This window comes from Microbacterium sp. SORGH_AS_0969 (assembly GCF_030818255.1).
Taxonomy (GTDB): domain Bacteria; phylum Actinomycetota; class Actinomycetes; order Actinomycetales; family Microbacteriaceae; genus Microbacterium.
The window spans coordinates 3,139,067-3,156,835 of record NZ_JAUTAG010000001.1; the positions used below are offsets into that span (position 1 = coordinate 3,139,067).

19 protein-coding genes are annotated in these 17,769 nt (G+C 69.1%); 10 read left to right on the forward strand and 9 right to left on the reverse strand.

Annotated features, from left to right (window positions below; all coding sequences use genetic code 11):
* Nucleotides 1-7: 7 nt before the first annotated feature.
* Both QE388_RS14675 and QE388_RS14680 read right to left on the reverse strand, forming a co-directional pair.
* Nucleotides 8-1,090: a GNAT family N-acetyltransferase gene (locus QE388_RS14675; RefSeq protein ID WP_307386042.1), complete on the reverse strand. Its 1,083-nt coding sequence runs from the start codon at nucleotides 1,088-1,090 to the stop codon at nucleotides 8-10.
* Nucleotides 1,091-1,152: 62 nt separating this feature from the next.
* Nucleotides 1,153-1,419, reverse strand: coding sequence for a hypothetical protein (locus tag QE388_RS14680; protein WP_307386044.1), 267 nt, complete (start codon nucleotides 1,417-1,419; stop codon nucleotides 1,153-1,155).
* A 440-nt stretch (nucleotides 1,420-1,859) separates the two neighbouring features.
* Here QE388_RS14680 and smc point away from each other — a divergent pair, with 440 nt between their 5' ends.
* The 4 genes from smc to QE388_RS14700 are packed head-to-tail and all read left to right on the forward strand — an operon-like array spanning nucleotide 1,860 to nucleotide 7,242.
* Entirely contained in the window at nucleotides 1,860-5,381 is a 3,522-nt protein-coding gene (gene smc, locus QE388_RS14685; RefSeq protein ID WP_307386046.1) for a chromosome segregation protein SMC, read from the forward strand.
* Between the two features lie 4 nt (nucleotides 5,382-5,385).
* A complete protein-coding gene (gene ftsY, locus QE388_RS14690) occupies nucleotides 5,386-6,258 on the forward strand; it encodes a signal recognition particle-docking protein FtsY (RefSeq protein ID WP_275798150.1) in 873 nt (290 codons plus the stop codon).
* Between the two features lie 50 nt (nucleotides 6,259-6,308).
* Nucleotides 6,309-6,809: a DUF2004 domain-containing protein gene (locus QE388_RS14695; protein WP_058596508.1), complete on the forward strand. Its 501-nt coding sequence runs from the start codon at nucleotides 6,309-6,311 to the stop codon at nucleotides 6,807-6,809.
* Between the two features lie 4 nt (nucleotides 6,810-6,813).
* A complete protein-coding gene (locus QE388_RS14700; RefSeq protein WP_275798148.1) occupies nucleotides 6,814-7,242 on the forward strand; it encodes an MSMEG_6728 family protein in 429 nt (142 codons plus the stop codon).
* 7 nt (nucleotides 7,243-7,249) lie between these two features.
* Here the strand turns inward: QE388_RS14700 and QE388_RS14705 are convergent, their stop codons facing one another.
* The 4 genes from QE388_RS14705 to lipB all read right to left on the reverse strand — a co-directional run bounded on the left by QE388_RS14705 (nucleotide 7,250) and on the right by lipB (nucleotide 10,511).
* Nucleotides 7,250-7,549: a hypothetical protein gene (locus QE388_RS14705; RefSeq protein ID WP_275798146.1), complete on the reverse strand. Its 300-nt coding sequence runs from the start codon at nucleotides 7,547-7,549 to the stop codon at nucleotides 7,250-7,252.
* Nucleotides 7,546-8,715: an inorganic phosphate transporter gene (locus QE388_RS14710; RefSeq protein ID WP_307386049.1), complete on the reverse strand. Its 1,170-nt coding sequence runs from the start codon at nucleotides 8,713-8,715 to the stop codon at nucleotides 7,546-7,548. The genes QE388_RS14705 and QE388_RS14710 overlap by 4 nt, the downstream gene beginning before the upstream one ends.
* Nucleotides 8,716-8,841: 126 nt before the next feature.
* Nucleotides 8,842-9,876 (reverse strand): lipoyl synthase, encoded by a 1,035-nt coding sequence (lipA, locus tag QE388_RS14715; protein WP_307386051.1) that lies wholly within the window; start codon nucleotides 9,874-9,876, stop codon nucleotides 8,842-8,844.
* The gene (lipB, locus tag QE388_RS14720; protein ID WP_307386054.1) at nucleotides 9,873-10,511 is read right to left on the reverse strand and encodes a lipoyl(octanoyl) transferase LipB; all 639 of its coding nucleotides are present in this window, start codon (nucleotides 10,509-10,511) and stop codon (nucleotides 9,873-9,875) included. Before lipB ends, lipA begins: the two co-directional genes overlap by 4 nt.
* A gap of 66 nt (nucleotides 10,512-10,577) precedes the next feature.
* Here lipB and QE388_RS14725 point away from each other — a divergent pair, with 66 nt between their 5' ends.
* Both QE388_RS14725 and ffh read left to right on the forward strand, forming a co-directional pair.
* A complete protein-coding gene (locus QE388_RS14725; RefSeq protein WP_275798138.1) occupies nucleotides 10,578-11,126 on the forward strand; it encodes a TetR/AcrR family transcriptional regulator in 549 nt (182 codons plus the stop codon).
* A gap of 52 nt (nucleotides 11,127-11,178) precedes the next feature.
* The gene (ffh, locus tag QE388_RS14730; RefSeq protein ID WP_307386055.1) at nucleotides 11,179-12,723 is read left to right on the forward strand and encodes a signal recognition particle protein; all 1,545 of its coding nucleotides are present in this window, start codon (nucleotides 11,179-11,181) and stop codon (nucleotides 12,721-12,723) included.
* Nucleotides 12,724-12,748: 25 nt separating this feature from the next.
* Here the strand turns inward: ffh and QE388_RS14735 are convergent, their stop codons facing one another.
* Together QE388_RS14735 and QE388_RS14740 are read right to left on the reverse strand one after the other, a co-directional pair.
* A complete protein-coding gene (locus tag QE388_RS14735; protein ID WP_275798134.1) occupies nucleotides 12,749-13,468 on the reverse strand; it encodes an SGNH/GDSL hydrolase family protein in 720 nt (239 codons plus the stop codon).
* A 58-nt stretch (nucleotides 13,469-13,526) separates the two neighbouring features.
* Nucleotides 13,527-14,690, reverse strand: coding sequence for a glutamate--cysteine ligase (locus QE388_RS14740; RefSeq protein WP_307386057.1), 1,164 nt, complete (start codon nucleotides 14,688-14,690; stop codon nucleotides 13,527-13,529).
* Nucleotides 14,691-14,883: 193 nt separating this feature from the next.
* Between QE388_RS14740 and rpsP the strand changes: the two genes are divergently transcribed.
* The 4 genes from rpsP to trmD are packed head-to-tail and all read left to right on the forward strand — an operon-like array spanning nucleotide 14,884 to nucleotide 16,901.
* Nucleotides 14,884-15,300, forward strand: a complete 417-nt coding sequence (gene rpsP / locus QE388_RS14745) for a 30S ribosomal protein S16 (RefSeq protein WP_307386059.1) — start codon at nucleotides 14,884-14,886, stop codon at nucleotides 15,298-15,300.
* Between the two features lie 5 nt (nucleotides 15,301-15,305).
* Nucleotides 15,306-15,536 carry an RNA-binding protein gene (locus QE388_RS14750; RefSeq protein ID WP_275798129.1) on the forward strand — a complete coding sequence of 77 codons (231 nt, stop codon included), beginning with the start codon at nucleotides 15,306-15,308 and terminating at the stop codon, nucleotides 15,534-15,536.
* On the forward strand, nucleotides 15,536-16,210 hold the full coding sequence (gene rimM, locus QE388_RS14755; RefSeq protein ID WP_275798128.1) for a ribosome maturation factor RimM: 675 nt from the start codon (nucleotides 15,536-15,538) through the stop codon (nucleotides 16,208-16,210). The genes QE388_RS14750 and rimM overlap by 1 nt, the downstream gene beginning before the upstream one ends.
* A 1-nt stretch (nucleotide 16,211) precedes the next feature.
* Entirely contained in the window at nucleotides 16,212-16,901 is a 690-nt protein-coding gene (trmD, locus tag QE388_RS14760) for a tRNA (guanosine(37)-N1)-methyltransferase TrmD (protein ID WP_275798126.1), read from the forward strand.
* Between the two features lie 59 nt (nucleotides 16,902-16,960).
* Here trmD and map read toward each other — a convergent pair whose 3' ends face one another.
* A complete protein-coding gene (gene map / locus QE388_RS14765) occupies nucleotides 16,961-17,743 on the reverse strand; it encodes a type I methionyl aminopeptidase (protein WP_058597685.1) in 783 nt (260 codons plus the stop codon).
* Nucleotides 17,744-17,769 lie beyond the last annotated feature (26 nt).

Genomic DNA, 17,769 nt, shown 5'->3' on the forward strand with positions numbered 1-17,769 from the left:
ACCATCGTCAGTCGAGCACCTTCTTCCACGCCCCCTCGTAAGCCACGGGCACGAAGCCGATCGCCTCGTTGATTGAGAGCATGGGGCGGTTCTCTTCGGCGTTGTAGGTGAGCACGCGCGGCGAGGCGGGCGCGATGTCGCGCCACGCGAGCAGTCCTGCGCATTTCACGAGCATGCCCAGGCGGTGCCCGCGGTGCGCGCTCACGACGAGGGTGTCGTGCTGAGAGGTGGCGGCCGTGCGGTCCTTACCGATCGCGAGCTCGTTGAAGGCCACGAGGTCCCCGCTGTCGATGTGTTGCGCGGCCGTAATCAGCAGCAGACGCCCCGCATCGAGGTAGGTGCGCTCGTAGCGGCGGACGCGCTCGGCATCCCACTTCTCCTCGTCGAACTCGAGGCCCGCCGCAGGCGCGTCGGTCACCATTCGTTCTTTCATGAGGGCCATTCCGTCGACGAATTCGTCGGGGGTCGGCAGGACCCACTGCACGATCCGGTATCCGGCGGAGGCCGACTCGGCTTCGGCGAGGAGCGCGCGAAGGCGGGGCTCCGCGGTCGTCAGGTCGAGAGCGCTGTTGCGTTCGACCTGTTCCAGAGCGTGCCCGGATGCCAGGAAGTACCGCGCGATGTGATCGTGCGGCACCGAACCGAAGCCGGTGGGAGCCTCGAGGTGAGGCCCGTCGGCGGCGGGGTGTTCCGCCCAGGACTGGAGCACGGTTCGACCGTGCTCTCGAGCGGTCTGTTCCACGAGCGCGTAGCCGGCGCGACCGATGCCGCGTCCCCAGACCGATCGAAGAAGCTCGACGAGCCAGTAGCCCGAACGGGCCCCGTCTTCCTGGGGGAGGTCGAGACCGATACGACCCACCGCCTCGCCGTCGAGAAGCACGAGCCACGAGAGACGCACCTGCGCGGGGTCAGGCTGGAAGTTCGGCAGAAGCTCGTCCGCCGGCATGGAGTGATCGTCGTGACCCGAGATCTCGGCGTACACGAGGTTGCGCACGCGGGTCATTTCGCGGAAGTCCGCGGCGTCATCGTCGTCGATGGAGGCGGGGATGTGCAGGCGTCGGAACTCGACGCCGTCGGGGAGCGAAGTCATCAGGTGTCTTTCGTGAGGGGATGGGACGGTGTGCGCCGCCCGCGCGGGGCGGCGCACACCATTCAGATGGTCGGACGCATCAGTGACGCCGTCCGGTACCAGTCGCGTTCACGCTGGCTCCGTTCGGCGTACTGCACCCGAGCGCGGTGCGCGCTCGTCGTGCGCAGCTCGATGACGTGCACGCGAGCCGCGTGGCGCGTCAACAGCCACAGGCCGAGGCGCAGGGTGAGACGGTCGAGGAGACCGACAGGTCGGTCGACGATCGTGGGAAGAGAGACGGTGGGCGTGGCCGCGGTGTGCTGCGGCGCGCGCGTGGGCAGAGTGCTCATGCGGAGGCTCCGGTGAAAAGAGGTGAAGAAAGGAGACGGCGAGCGGTGCTCGCGAGGGATCGAACGATCCTTGACGCTCGGCATCCGACGGATGCGGCGCGAGAAGCGGAGACGGCAGGCGTCTCGACGCGACGGGTCAGCCCAGGAAGACGGGCATTCCGACGAAGGTGGTCACTCCGGCAAAGGATGCGGACAGCACGGGAGCGGCGGTGAAGCCGGTGGCGGTGAAGCCGGTGGTGTTGCGAATCATGGGAGGACCTCCTTTCGTCGTCGGTTGCGACCCCCGACGCTAGCGAAGGCTGTCAGCGAATGTCAAGCTCGCGCTCAGATTCCGTGGGATCCCGGGCGCGTCCTCGGGGAGCGAGCGGCTCGCCGCCCCGGAATTCCGCGGGTTCTCCGGTAGCGTGAGGCGTCGACGATCAGACGGGAGGCGCGGCGACATGCACTTGAAAAGCGTGACGCTCAAGGGCTTCAAGTCGTTCGCGCAGTCGACGACGTTCGCGCTCGAGCCCGGTGTCACCTGCATCGTCGGTCCGAACGGATCCGGCAAGTCCAATGTCGTCGACGCTCTCGCCTGGGTCATGGGGGAGCAGGGGGCGAAGACGCTCCGCGGCGGAAAGATGGAGGACGTCATCTTCGCCGGCACCTCGACACGGGGCCCGCTGGGGCGCGCCGAGGTGCAGCTGACGATCGACAACTCCGACGGCGCCCTCCCGATCGACTACAGCGAGGTGACGATCAGCCGGACGCTGTTCCGCACCGGCGCCAGCGAGTACGCGATCAACGGTCAGACGAGTCGCCTCCTCGACGTCCAGGAGCTGCTGAGCGACTCGGGTCTCGGCCGCGAGATGCACGTGATCATCGGTCAGGGGCGCCTCGACACGGTTCTGCAAGCCACTGCCGAGGATCGTCGGGGCTTCATCGAGGAGGCGGCGGGGATCCTCAAGCATCGCCGCCGCAAAGAGAAGACCGTCCGCAAGCTCGAGGCGATGGAGACGAACCTCACGCGTCTCAGCGATCTCGCCGGGGAGCTCCGCCGGCAGTTGAAGCCGCTCGGGAAACAGGCCGAGATCGCCCGAGAGGCGGCCACGATCGCCGCCGTCGTGCGAGACGCGAAGGCCCGCCTGTTCGCGGACGACCTGGTGCGCCTTCGCAGTCAGCTCGCGGATGCCGCGCGGGCCGAGACCGAACGGCACACCGAGCGTCTGGTCCTGCAGGAGCAGGCGGAGGGCTTGCGTCATCGCGTCGAACGGCTGGAAGAAGAGCAGCGTTCCGAGGCGGTCGACCAGGCCCGTCGCGTGGCGTTCGCGCTCGAGCAGGTGCAGGAGCGTCTCCGTGGGTTGTACACGCTCGCGGGCCAACGCCTCGCCCTGCTCTCCGACGACGACCGCGACGCGGGTGCGTTCTCGCCCACCGTGTCGCAGTCGACGATCGATGACGTCCGGAGCGAGATCGACGACATCTCCGCCGGCCTGGGGGACGCGCAAGATGCTGCCGCGGATGCCGCCCGAGCGGTGGCGCGGGCCCGAGCTGATCTCGACGCCCTCGACGTCGACATCGCCGCACAGAGCGCGCTCGTCTCGGAGCACGACATGAGGCTCACGGCGCTGCGGGGGGCGGCAGCCTCCGCCGCATCGACGAGGGACGCCGTGCTTGCGGGCGTCGAGCGCCAACAGCGTGCCCTGGACGCCGCGCTGGTCCGCCGGGCGGAGGCCGAGGAGGCCCTCGCCGCTCTGGATCCGACGATCGCGCCCGAAGCGGATTCCGCGGAGCACGCGGCGGCCTACGAGCGTGCTCAGCGCGATGCGAACGACGCGGAGGCGGCAGTGGCGCAGTTGCGCGAGCGCCTACACGCCGCGGAACGCGAGCGTGACGCCCTGTCCGCGCAGACCACCGCGCTGGGTCGCGCGCTGGACGTGCGCAATGCCGCCGCCGACCTCGTCGCCTCGGGTCAGCCGGGGGTACGTGGACTGGTGGGCGACAGCGTCAAGGTGACGTCGGGTTACGAGGCGGCCGTGGCGGCCGCCTTGGGCTCGCTCGCCGAGGGTGTGCTCGTCGACGATTCCGCCGCGGCGTTCGCGACGGCCCGCGTCGCCGCCGAGGACGACCTCGGCGTGGTCGAGATCGCCCTCGCCGACGCATCGGTCGACACCCCCGCGGTGAGCGTTCCGGCGGGGGGCGTTCGAGCGGTGGACGTGGTGACCGCACCGCCGGGGATCCTCGGCATCCTGGCCCGGGTCGTCGTCATCGACGACCTGGATGCCGCGCGGGCGGCCCTTGCGTCCCTCGACGACCGCACGACCCTCGTCACGCGTGCCGGCGAGGTCCTGACCGTTCACACGCTGCGAGCGGGCTCGGGCGCCGGACGTTCGCGGCTGGAACTCGCCGCGGAGCGCGATGCCGCTGCCGAACGACTCGCCGAGATCGTCGTCGTCGCGGATTCGCTGCGCGAAGCGCTGAGCGACGCTCAACGGGCGCTCTCCGACGCGCGACAGCGAACGAAAGACTCGCTCGCCACGCTCCGCGCGCACGACGCCGCGCTGGCGGCGCAGGCCGAGAAGGTGAATCGCGTCACCGTGCGGCACGAGGCGGCGGTCGCGGAGTGCGAGCGCCTGGAGGCGGGCCTCGCGCAGGCCTCCGCCGCGGTCGCGGAGGCCGAGGATGCGGCCGCCGCAGCCGAAGCCGCTCTGGCCCGAGCCCTCGAGGCCCCGCGACCGATCCTGGACGCATCCGCGCGAGACGGAATGGTCGCCGAGCTCGAGGCGGCGCGAGAGACGGAGATGCGCGCGCGCCTCGACATCGAGACGCTGAAGGAGCGGGTGCGTGCGGGTGAGGCGCGCATCGTCCAGCTCGAGAACCAGCGGGAGCGCGAGCGCGCGGCCGCCGAGGAGGCCGCGCGCCGCGCGGTGATCCGTCGCGCGCAGCGCGAGATCGCGGCCGAGGTCGCGGCTCAGCTCCCCGCGCTCCTCGACTCGGTCGACCGTTCCGTGAGCCACGCCCGTGTGGAACTCGCCGCGGCAGAGGCGACCCGCACCGCGGTCTCGGCGGATCTGGCCCGCGCGCGCGCCGAAGAGGCGGACGTGCGCGAGCGGCTCGCGCGTCTCACGGAGAGCGTTCACGGGCTCGAACTCCAGATGCACGAGAAGCGACTGCACGTCACGAGTCTGCTGGAGCGCGTCCAGTCCGAGCTCGCCCTCGACGAAGACATTCTCGTTTCGGAATATGGTCCCGACCAGCTGGTTCCGGGGGACTCTGACGGCGAGGGCGTTGCTTTCGACCGGGCCGGGCAGAAGCGCCGGCTGCAGGAGGCGGAGCGGAAGCTCGGCCAACTCGGCCGCGTCAATCCGCTCGCCCTCGAGGAGTTCGCCGCTCTCGAGCAACGCCACGCATTCCTCACCGAGCAGCTCGCCGATCTGCAGCAGACGCGCGCGGACCTTCAGACGATCATCGCCGAGCTCGACGAGCGGATGCAGACGATCTTCGTCGCCGCGTTCGAAGACACCCGCGCCGCGTTCACCGAGATCTTCCCCATCCTGTTCCCGGGCGGATCGGGGAGCATCTCGCTCACCGATCCGGAGCACCCGCTGACGACGGGGATCGAGGTCTCCGTCCGCCCGGTGGGGAAGAAGATCGAACGGCTCTCGCTCCTGTCGGGCGGGGAGCGCTCGCTCGCGGCCGTCGCCTTCCTGACGTCGATCTTCACAGCCCGGCCGAGCCCGTTCTACATCCTGGACGAGGTCGAGGCAGCCCTCGACGACGCCAACCTCGGACGGCTCCTCGGGGTCTTCGAGAAGCTGCGCTCGAGCAGTCAGTTGATCGTCATCACACATCAGAAGCGCACGATGGAGATCGCTGACGCGCTCTACGGCGTGTCGATGCGACAGGACGGGGTCTCGGCGGTCGTCGGTCAGCGCATCGGCGATCGGGCAGCGGCCGCACGCGAAGCCGCCCCCGTAAGCTGAAGCAATGGCTGAGAACTCCTGGTCGCTCGGGCGCGCGCTGCGCGGCCTGTTCGTCAAACCCACGATCGACGAGACGACGTGGGAAGACCTCGAGACGGCCCTCCTGACGGCCGACTTCGGACCCGACGTGACCGAGCGCCTCGTCGACGAGCTGCGCGAGAAGGTCGAGCGCTTCCGCACGACCGACCCGCGCGACCTGCAGCGCATGCTGAAGGAGACGCTGGAGGAGCATTTCGCGAAGTTCGACACGACCCTGCGGCTCACCGAGCGTCCGGCCGTCGTCCTCGTCGTCGGCGTGAACGGTGTGGGCAAGACGACGACCATCGGTAAGTTCGCGAAGTTCCTGCAGCGGTACGGTCGCAGCGTCGTCGTCGGAGCGGCCGACACCTTCCGTGCCGCGGCGGTCGACCAGCTCGCGACCTGGGCGGAGCGCGGGGGAGCCGCGATCGTGCGTCCGCAGCACGAGGGTCAGGATCCGGCATCCGTCGCTTTCCAGACGGTCGCGCACGCGAAAGAGACGGGGACTGAGATCGTCCTCGTCGACACCGCCGGCCGTCTGCACACCAAGGGCGGGCTCATGGACGAGCTCGGCAAGATCAAGCGGGTGATCGAGAAGCAGGCGCCGATCGCCGAGGTGCTCCTCGTGCTCGATGCCACCACCGGCCAGAACGGGCTCATGCAGGCCCAGGCGTTCCTCGACAGCGCCGGGGTCACCGGTCTCGTGCTGACCAAGCTCGACGGCTCGGCGAAGGGCGGGTTCGTGCTGGCCGTGCAGGAACGCACGGGCATTCCGGTCAAGCTGCTCGGCCAGGGTGAGGGCATCAACGACCTCACCGGTTTCACGCCGCACGTTTTCGCCGCATCGCTCGTCGACTGACCCGGGCGGGTCGCCTTCCCGAAGCGCGTGCCGCCTGGTTTCATGGGGGTATGGCGATCGAGCACGATTTCTTCGGACTCCTCGAGTCCGGGCCCGACGGGTCGATCTTCTGGTCGGAGAACGTCGAGTTCGGCGATCAGAGTGTGACCGTCGATCTCACGGCCCCCGACCAGGATGACGTGTCCGTCGAGGCCCTCGATGTCGCGGCCGCCATGATCTCGGCGCTCGAAGCCATCGACCTGGCTGCGCGCAACGCCATGGTGGGTGAGCTGGACTCCCGCACCAGCGAGGTCACCGAGTACATCCTCCAGCAGCAGGCGACGCTCGGCGAGGAGATCGACGATCTGCTCATCGACCCGTCCGGCGATACGCACATCGATGTGATCAAGTCGATGCAGTTGATGAGCGTGACGATCCTCGCGGATGAGCACGGTGGGACCGATCCGTTCGCGGTTCTCGAGTACGCCCTCGATCCGGATGCCACGGACGACGTGCTGCTGGTGAACCTCGCGTCCGACGGCTCGGTGCAGTCGGTTACGAGCGCTGACTGACCTCGTGCAGACGTTCCTCCCGTATGCATCTTTCGTCGAGTCGGCCCTCGTCCTCGACACGAAGCGTCTGGGTAAGCAGCGCGTCGAAACCTTCCAGCTGCTGCGGGCTCTGACCGTCCCCGGCCACGGGTTCCGCAACCACCCGGCCGCCAGAATGTGGGCTGAACACCTGCCGGCACTGGTGTCCTATGGCCTCGTCATGACCGACGAATGGATCGGACGAGGGCATTCGGACACCGTGCGCGAGAAGATCCTCGCCTTCGCTCCGGAGGTCGACGGCGCGCGACAAGCTGACCTCGACCTCCCGCCGTGGCTCGCCGACGAGTCGTTCCACCTCGCGCACCGCTCGAACCTGGTGCGCAAGGACGCGGCGTTCTACGTGCCCCGCTTCGGCGACGTCCCCGACGACCTGCCCTACATCTGGCCGGTCTGATCGACGCTCAAGATCCGTGGAACGCGGGGATCACGAGGTAGACCCCGTAGATCACCGCCGCCGCGACTCCGGCGAAGCAGGCGAGGCCCGCGACGGTGGCGGGCAGGGGACGCCGGCGCTCACGCGGGAACGCGACAGCGGTCGGGCCCTCCGGATCCTCTCCGGCCGCCACCCTCAGGTCGGGCGCACCCACCGCCAGCAACCGGATGCCGAGGGCGAAAAGCCCGACGATCAGGAGTGTGACACCTAGTCCGACGAGGAAGACGAGGAGGATGGCTCCTCCCTCGTCGCTGAGCCATTCGTTCATGCTCGTTCTCCTTCGGGCTGACGCCGGCCGAGCGCGTCGGCGCTCACGGACTCATCGTTGACGTTGTTCGCGGACACGGGACGTCGACGCGCGAGCACGAACAGGCCCGCGCACGCCGCGAGGCCGAGGATCAGCACGATCATCAGTCCGGCAAGGCCCGTGGATGCCGCCCACGCGGCGCCCCCGCCCACGATGGCGGCGGCGGGCAGCGTCACCACCCAGGCGAAAGCGATGCGCGTCACAACGTTCCAGTGCACGGAGGCGAGGCGCTTGCCGAGGCCCGAGCCGATCACGGCTCCCGAGGTCACCTGCGTGGTCGACAGCGGGAAGCCGAGGGTCGAGGAGATGAGGATCGTCGAGGCCGCGCTCGTTTCCGCCGCGAAGCCCTGGGGTGGCTTCACGTCGGTGATCCGCTTCCCGACCGTCCGCATGATGCGCCATCCGCCGAGGTAGGTGCCGAGCGCGATGGCGCCGCCCGCGCTGAGGATCACCCACAGCTGCGGACCGGTGCCGGCCTCCTGCGCTCCGGCGACGATCAGGGTGAGCGTGATCACGCCCATCGTCTTCTGGGCATCGTTCGTGCCGTGGGCGAGTGAGACGAGGGAGGCGGAGATGGTCTGGCCGTGGCGGAATGCGGTCGTGGATCCGGCCACTGTCGCCATTCTCGTGATGCGGTAGACGAGGTAGGTCGCAGCGAGCGCCACCGTGCCGGCGATGAACGGTGACAGCAGGGCGGGCAGCACGATCTTGGACAGCACTCCGCCCCACTCCACCGCTTGGAAGCCGGCGCCGATCACGGCGGCGCCGATGAGGCCCCCGAAGAGCGCGTGCGTCGAGCTGGACGGGAGGCCGAGCCACCAGGTGAGCAGGTTCCAGACAACGGCGCCCATGAGGCCGGCGAAGATCATCGGAACCGTGATCTGCGAAAGACCCCGGTCGTCCTGGGCGAGGATGCCCTCCGACACCGTCTTCGCGACAGCCGTCGACAGGAACGCGCCGACGAGGTTCAGGACAGCGGAGATGAGGACGGCGACTCTGGGCTGCAAAGCGCCTGTGGCGACCGAGGTGGCCATGGCGTTGGCGGTGTCATGGAAGCCGTTGGTGAAGTCGAAGAAGATCGCCAGGGCGATGACGAGAAGGACGGGCAGGACGACGGCGAGATCCACCGCAGCTCCGTTCGCAAGGGTGATGTCGAGGTGGGTCGGTCGACCCGGCGACACGGTAGACCCCGCGGGTGACCACGGGGTTCCCTTCCCTCACGGCGCGAGAAGGCGTAGCCTCCGCACCGCACGTCACACTGCTTGAGCGAAGTCCACGCCGTCTGCCGCGATGTCCTTCGCGAGGTGAGCGAGGTGCGGCGGAATCTCGCGCCCCTTCGACACCATGGACTGCGCCCACAGCCGCCCGGCGCGGTAGGACGAACGCACGAGGGGCCCCGCGAGAACGCCGAGGAAACCGATGCGTTCCGCCTCCTCCTTGAAGGCGACGAACTCGGCGGGCTTGACCCACCGCTGCACGGGGAGGTGGCGCGGGGTCGGGCGCAGGTACTGGGTGATGGTGATGATGTCGGTCCCGGCCTCGTGCAGGTCGTTCAGTGCCTGCACCACCTCTTCGGGCTCCTCGCCCATCCCGAGGATCAGGTTCGACTTCGTGATGAGCCCGGCGTCGCGCGCCGCGGTCAGCACGCCCAGGGAGCGCTCGTAGCGGAAGGCGGGACGGATGCGCTTGAAGATGCGCGGCACCGTCTCGACGTTGTGTGCGAAGACCTCGGGCCGTGAGGAGAAGACCTCCTCGAGGAGTGCGGGGTTCCCCGAGAAGTCCGTCGCGAGGATCTCGACGCCGGTGCCGGGGTTCTCGGCGTGGATGCGCCGCACCGTCTCGGCGTGGAGCCACGCGCCCTCATCCGGTAGGTCGTCGCGGGCGACGCCCGTGACCGTGGCGTACCGCAGTTGCATCCGGGTCACGCTCTCGGCCACGCGACGCGGCTCGTCGGTGTCGTAATCCGCGGGTTTGCCGGTGTCGATCTGGCAGAAGTCGCACCGACGGGTGCACTGCGAGCCCCCGATGAGGAAGGTGGCCTCGCGGTCCTCCCAGCACTCGAAGATGTTGGGGCATCCGGCCTCCTGGCAGACGGTGTGAAGCTCCTCGGTCTTCACGAGGTTCTGCAGCGCCGTGTATTCGGGCCCCATCTTGGCCTTGGTCTTGATCCACTCGGGCTTGCGCTCGATCGGCGTCTCGGCGTTGCGCACTTCGAGGCGCAGCAGCTTCCGTCCGTTCGGAGCGGTGGATGCCGGGACTCCGGCCGTTCCGGTGCCACAGGTGCTCATGCCGCCACCCCCGCGTACTCGGAGTGGAAGACGTCGACGATGCGGGGCACGAGGTCGCCGGGGGAGACGTCTGCTCCGATCACCTCGCTCACTGTCGTCACGCCGGCATCCGAGATCCCGCACGGGACGATCCGCCGGAAGGCGGCCAACGAGTTGTCGCAGTTGACGGCGAAGCCGTGCATGGTCACTCCTCTTTCGACGCGGACTCCGATCGCCGCGACCTTGTCGAGGCCGAGCGGGCGCTGCACCCAGACGCCGCTGCGGCCCTCCACGCGGATGCCGTCGACGCCGATCGGGGCGAGAGCGGCGATGATCAGCGACTCGAGGCGGCGCACGTGCGCGACGACGTCCACCGGCTCGGGCAGACGCACGATCGGGTAGCCGACGAGTTGGCCCGGACCGTGCCAGGTGATCTTTCCCCCGCGGTCGACGTCGATGACCGGCGTCCCGTCGTCGGGCCGTTCGTGATCCTCGGTGCGCTTGCCCGCGGTGTACACGGCTTCGTGTTCGAGGAGGAGCAGCGTGTCGGGGCGACGCCCGGCGACCACGTCCGCGTGGACGCGCCGTTGCTGCGCCCAGCCGTCGAGGTAGGGCACGTAGTCGGGGGCGAACCCCACGTGGTCGATGTCGAGCATCTCGGCTCCCGCCGTTGTTGGATTGCGTCTAACAATACACGCGGCCCCGTCTTCTAGGCTGGCGGCATGACCTCGCCGAGCCGCAGTGGACGCCCTCGCGCCTCGTCACGCGAGGTCCTCGCCGAGGCGGCGTGCGAGCTGTTCCTCGAGCGCGGATACGAGGCGACATCGGTATCCGACATCACGCGCCGCGCCGGCGTGAGCCGTTCCAGCTTCTTCAACTACTTCTCGGCCAAGAGCGACGTGCTGTGGTCGGGGTTCGACGAGCAGTCGGCGCGTGGCGTCGCCCTCTTGCGCGACGGCGTCGGCACGAGCGAGGCGCTCACGTCGATCGGCGAGGGATTGACCCCCGATGCGCTCGCCCTCGCGATCACGAACGCGGATGCCATGGGGATCGCCGCCGAACTCGACCGCGACCGCGCGGTGCGCCAGTTCCAGCTGCAGCGCGAGATAGCGGCGCGCCTGGTCCGCGACGGCGCGGCGCCGCTCGTCGCTCAGGTGAAGGCGGGAGCGCTGTCGGCGGCGGTCCTGGCTTCTGTCTGGGCCTGGGCCGACCGCACCGCGGCGGGTCGGTCGCTTCCCGACACGCTCGCCGAAGCCCTCGCCGAGGCCTGACCGCCTCGCCGGAGCGGCACGGTTCCCGCGCCCCGCGTAAACTCGACTCATCATGGCGACTTTCGGCACCCTCTCCGACCGGCTCACAGAGACCTTCCGCAATCTCCGGAAGAAGGGCCAGCTCACGCCCGCAGACGTCGACGGGACGGTGCGCGAGATCCGCCGTGCCCTCCTCGACGCCGACGTCGCGCTGCCCGTGGTCAAGGAGTTCACCGCGGCCGTCCGCGAGCGCGCCCTCGGCGACGAGGTCAACCGTGCGCTGAACCCCGCGCAGCAGGTCGTGCAGATCGTCAACGACGAGCTCATCGGCATCCTGGGCGGCCAGCAGCGCCGTCTGCAGTTCGCGAAGAACCCGCCCACGGTCATCATGCTCGCGGGGCTCCAGGGTTCGGGTAAGACGACCTTCGCCGGCAAGCTCGCGAAGATGCTCGAGAAGGACGGCCACACGCCGCTCCTCGTCGCCTGCGACCTCCAGCGACCGAACGCCGTGAACCAGCTGCAGGTCGTCGCGGAGCGCGCGGGGGCCGCGATCTACGCTCCGGAGCCCGGCAACGGCGTCGGCGACCCGGTGAAGGTCGCGCGCGACGGCGTCGCCTACGCCACGCGCCAGCAACACGACATCGTCATCATCGACACGGCCGGCCGGCTCGGCGTCGACGCCGAGCTGATGAAGCAGGCGTCCGACATCCGCAAGGCGACCGAGCCCGATGAGGTGCTCTTCGTCATCGACGCGATGATCGGTCAGGATGCCGTGAACACGGCCAAGGCCTTCCAGGACGGCGTCGATTTCACCGGCGTCGTGCTCTCCAAGCTCGATGGCGATGCCCGCGGTGGTGCCGCGCTGTCGGTCGCGTCCGTTACCGGTCGCCCCATCATCTTCGCCTCGACGGGTGAAGGACTCGACGATGTCGAGCCGTTCCACCCCGACCGCATGGCATCCCGCATCCTCGACCTCGGTGACATCCTCACCCTGATCGAGCAGGCGCAGAACGCGTTCGACGAGGCCGAGGCGATGAAGGTCGCCGAGAAGCTCGCGACCGAGACGTTCACGCTCGAGGACTTCCTCGAGCAGATGCAGCAGATGAAGAAGATGGGCTCCATGAAGAAGATGCTCGGGATGCTCCCGGGCATGGGAAACATGAAGCAGCAGCTCGAGGACTTCGACGAGCGCGAGATCGACCGCACCGAGGCCATCATCCGCTCGATGACCCCGGGCGAGCGTCGCAACCCGAAGGTCCTCAACGGCTCGCGCCGTCTGCGCATCGCGCGCGGTTCCGGCATGACCGTCACCGACGTCAACCAGCTCGTCCAGCGCTTCGAGCAGGCCGCCAAGATGATGAAGACCGTCGCTCGCGGTGGAGTGCCCAACATCCCCGGCATGGGCCCCGTCGGCGGCAAGCCCGGCGCCTCGTCGAAGCGCGGCAAGCAGCAGAAGGCGAAGGGGTCGCGCTCGGGCAACCCGGCCAAGCGCGCGGCCGAGAACGCCGGGATCGCGGCATCCACGGCTCCGACCGGCTCGGGCTTCGGGCTGGGCGGTCAGAAGGCGCCGACGGAGGCGGACCTCGCCGAACTGCAGAAGATGCTCGGCCGCGGCTGACGTCGACGGAGCGTCTCGGTCGGCCTCAGGGCAGGACGTCCGCGTCCTGCAGGGCCGACACGATCGTCTGCTCGATCGCCTTCTGGCCGCGAGCCGTCGGGTGCACGTCGTCGTCCTGCAGCCACTCGGGGTGTCCGAGCAGGGGCTGGCCGATGTCGATGTACGTTCCGCCGACCGCGTCGATCGCATCGTGGAGCGCGTCGGACGTGACCGCGTTGTCGTCCGGGATGTCGGACTCGTCGTTCCAGATCGTGCTCAAACCGACGATGCGTGCGGTGGGCACGGCTTGGTGGAGCTCGTCCACCGTGGCGGTCGTGTCCGCGCGGATCTCGTCGGGGTCCTGCCAGAAGTCGTTACTCGACGACTCCACGATGAGCAGATCCGGCTGCAGGGCAGCGACGGCGGGCGCGAAGCCCGCATAGGCGGTTCCGCACTCACCCTCGACGACGAATCCCATCCCTCCGCAGGCGAGGTTCGTCAGCGCGAGGTGGGCTCGGGATGCCATGAGATCGGGCCATGCCTCACCGATGGCCAATCCCGCACCCGACATGAGCGAGTCGCCCACCGTGACCACGCGCAGGCGCGGGGGAGTGGTGGTGGCCGGAGCGGCAGCAGGAGACTCGACGCCGAAGGTCAGTTCGGGCTGCGGCGCGGCCGGTTCGGGCGCGCACGCGGTCAAGGTCGCGACCAGACCCGCGAGGAGCACGGCCACGGAGCGAGCCGAGCGGGAACGAACGGGGGTCATGGCGCGATCCTAGAGGCGCGGCCATGAGAATCCGCCGAGCGCCCGATCGCCGGATCGGTCACGCGCGGAGCGCCGCCAGATGCTCTCGCAGCGTCGGGCCCGCGCGGAACTCCCGGATGAGATGCTGCACGACCTCGCGCAGATCGCCGTCGGCGGCTTCGGCCACGGCGAGCTGCCGCGCGGAACTGCCGCCGGTCGCGAGGATCGTCTCGAGGCCCGCGAATTCCCGCGCGCACTTCAGCTCGACGGCGATGTCGGCGAGCTCCTCCAACGTCTCCCGCAAGTGCTCCACCACCGGTCGTTGCGTGCCGTCCCGGTCGACGATGACCCGCGCGTCGAGCCCGTATCGCGCGGAACGCCACTTGTTCTCGCGGGCGAACCACGGGGAGATCCCGGGGAGCTTCTTGCCCTCGTCGATGAGTCGGGAGAAGTGTTCCACGAGGGTCTGGGCGAGAGCGGCCACCGCGGCCAGCTCGGGAAGAGTGGACATGCCGTCGCACGCGCGGATCTCAACGGTGCCCCAGCGCGGGGCCGGACGGATGTCCCACCGCACCTCGGTGGCATCCGCCATCACGCCCGTGCGGACCATGTCGTCGAGATAGGCCTCGAACTGGTCCCACGTCTCCAGCTGCCAGGGGAGCCCCGCCGTCGGCAGTTGCTGGAAGACGAGGGAGCGGTTGGAGACGTATCCGGTCCGCTCACCGGCCCAGAAGGGACTGGATGCCGAGAGCGCCTGCAGGTGAGGCAGATAGACGGTCAGGGCGTTCACGATCGGTAGCACCTTGTCCACGCTGTCGACGCCGACGTGGACGTGCACGCCCCAGATCATCATGTTGCGGCCCCACCACTGGGTCCGCTCGATGAGGGTGTGGTACCTCGTCTTGTCGGTGACCTGCTGGTCGTACCACTGAGCGAAGGGGTGGCTGCCGGCGCAGAGCAGCTCGATGCCACGCGGCTCTGTCTCTTCGCGCAGCGCACAGATGGCGTCGCCGATGTCGTCGACGGCGGCGGCGACCGTGTCCCCGACGCCACTCGTCACCTCGACGGTGTTGGTGAGCAGTTCGCCCGTCACCGTGAAGCGTTCGAGCGCGGTGCGCTCCTCGACGAGCTCCAGGATCTCGGGGGCTCGGGGAACGAGATCGCCCGTGTCGCGGTCGGCGAGCATCAGCTCCCACTCCAGCCCCACGGACGAGCGCGTCGAGGAAGCGAACTGCAGCGTCATTCGGTCAGTCTGACACGGGACACGCGCGACGTTCTGTTTCGCGCCTCGCCGTGTCATCTGGCAGAATAGAGGGTCGGACCAGGCACTCGACCCTCTATCCAGTGTCGGCCCGCCTTTTTGAGCTTCCGCCGGGTGTGCACCCCACGCTCCAGGCGATCGGTTCGTTCGCTTTTCACCATCCAGGAGAAAATTCGTGGCTGTCAAGATCCGTCTCAAGCGTCTCGGTAAGATCCGTGCGCCCTACTACCGCATCGTCGTCGCCGACTCGCGCACCAAGCGCGACGGCCGCGTGATCGAGGAGATCGGTAAGTACCACCCCACCGAGGAGCCCTCGTTCATCGAGGTCGACTCGGACCGCGCGCAGTACTGGCTCTCGGTCGGCGCTCAGCCCACCGAGCAGGTTGCTGCGATCCTCAAGCTCACGGGCGACTGGGGCAAGTTCAAGGGCGACAAGGACGCCGTGTCCACCGTCAAGGTGCGCGAGCCCAAGGCCGCTTTCGAGGCTGAGGCCGGCAAGAAGTCGGTCGTCAAGCCCAAGGCCGAGAAGAAGGCCGAGGCTCCCGCAGCCGACGCTCCGGCCGACGACACCGCCGAGACCTCGGCCGAGTAAGTCCCGTGCTGTCTGCCGCGCTCGAACACGTCGTCAAGGGGATCGTCGATCACCCCGACGACGTGACCATCCGTTCCAGCACCTCGCCCCGCGGCGACGTACTGGAGGTTCGCGTGCACCCCGATGATCGGGGTCGCGTGATCGGGCGCGGCGGACGCACCGCCAAGGCTCTGCGTACGGTCGTGTCCGCCCTCGCCGACGGGCGCCGCGTGCGCGTCGACGTGGCCGACGACTGATGGCGGCCGGCGAACCCGCGGGCGGTCAGCCCGCCAAGACTCAGCTCCGCGTGGGGCGGCTCGTCAAGGCCCACGGCCTCAAGGGCGCCTTCAAGCTCGAGCTCTACACCGATGACCCCGAGGGGCGCTTCGTCCCGGGTAACACGTTCACGCTGCAGGTGCCGGAGTCGTCGCCGTGGCACGGTCGTCCGTTGACGGTCCGCGAGTTCCGGTGGATGAACTCGCACCCGGTCGCGTTCTTCGAGGGCGTGGACGACCGCACGGCCGCCGAAGAGCTCGTCAAGGCGATCCTGTGGATCGACCAGGACACCGCCGACGCTCCCGCCGAAGACGACGCGTGGTACGACCACCAGCTCGTCGGGCTCGATGTCGTGCGTGATGGCGAGACCGTCGGACGTGTCGTCCGGGTCGACCACTTCCCCGCGCAGGACCTGCTGATCGTGCGCCCCTCCGGCGAGGACCGCGAGGTTCTCGTCCCGTTCGTGAGCGCCATCGTGCCCGAGGTCGACATCGCGGGGGGGCGCGTGGTCGTCACGCCCCCGGCCGGTCTCTTCGAGGACCTTCCGAGCGACGAGGGCGACGAGCACGAGCCGACCGATGCCGAAGGTCCCGAGTCCGAGGACGCCCCGAGCGAGGACGCCGCGAGCGCCGACGAACCCCGCCGCGAGGACTGACGTGCGTATCGACGTCGTCTCGATCTTCCCGACGATCTTCGACGCCCTCGAGGTGTCGCTGCTCGGGAAAGCCCGGACGACGGGCCTTCTCGACGTCCGCGTGCACGACCTGCGCGACTACACGCACGACCGCCATCGCACGGTCGACGACACCCCCTACGGCGGGGGAGCGGGCATGGTCATGAAGCCCGAACCGTGGGGCGAAGCCCTCGACGACGTCACACGTGACGCCGAGTCCCGACCCGTCATCATCTTCCCGTCGCCCGCCGGTGAGCGGTTCACCCAGGCGACCGCGCGCGAGCTTTCCACGGCGTCGCACCTCGTTTTCGGTTGCGGTCGCTACGAGGGGATCGACGAGCGCGTCTTCGACTACGCCGCGGAGCTCGGCGATGTGCGACTCCTCTCGCTGGGCGACTACGTGCTGAACGGCGGCGAGGTCGCCGTCATGGCGATGGTCGAGGCCATCGGCCGTCTCATCCCCGGCGTCGTCGGCAATCCCGAGAGCCTCGTCGAGGAGTCGCACGAAGACGGGCTCCTGGAGTACCCCTCGTTCACCAAGCCGGCCGTGTGGCGCGAGCGCGAGGTGCCGCCGGTGCTTCTCAGCGGAAATCACGGTGCCGTGGCGACCTGGCGGCGTGAGCAGCAGCTCGAACGCACGCGGGAACGTCGGCCCGACCTGCTCGCCGACTGAGATCTCGCACGAATGACGGATGCCGCGGCCTCGAGGCCGCGGCATCCGTCATTCGTCTGTCAGTCGACGCCGAGGAACGACCGGTCGGTGAGCACGATCGGTCCGTCTGCGGTGATCGCGACGGTGTGCTCCGAGTGCGCGCCGCGGGAACCGTCGGCGCTGCGGAGGGTCCAGCCGTCCGGATCCGTCACGAGCTCGTCGGTCGTCTGGAGGAACCACGGCTCGAGCGCGACGACCAGGCCGGCGCGCAGGGGGTAACCCCGCCCGGCCTTGCCGTCGTTGGCGACGTGCGGGTCGCCGTGCATCGTGCGGCCGACGCCGTGACCGCCGAAGTCGGTGTTGATGCTGAGCCCCTCGGCGTGGGCGACGGCAGCGATCGCCGCGGAGATGTCGCCGATCTTGTGGCCGACGGTCGCCGCGTCGATCGCGGCGACCAGGGCGCGCTCGGTGGTGTCGATGAGAGCGAGGTCCTCGTCGCGGGGAGTGCCGACCACGAACGAGACGGCCGAGTCGGCGACCCATCCGTCGACGGATGCCGCGAAGTCGAGCGACACGAGGTCACCGTCGCGCAGCACGTAGTCGTGGGGGAGGCCGTGGAGCACCGCATCGTTGATCGAGGTGCACAGCACCTTTCCGAACGGGCTCGCCCCGAAGGACGGGTGGTAGTCGATGTAGCAGGACTCCGCTCCGGCGGTGCGGATCATGTCGTGCGCGCGGCGATCGAGGTGGAGGAGATTGGTGCCCACCTTGGTCTCGTCGCGCAACGTCGCCAGCACCTCGGCGACGAATCGGCCGGCCGGGCGCATCGCCTCGATCTCGGCAGGGGTGCGCAGTTCGATCATCGGTGGTTCCCTTCGTCACCGACCAT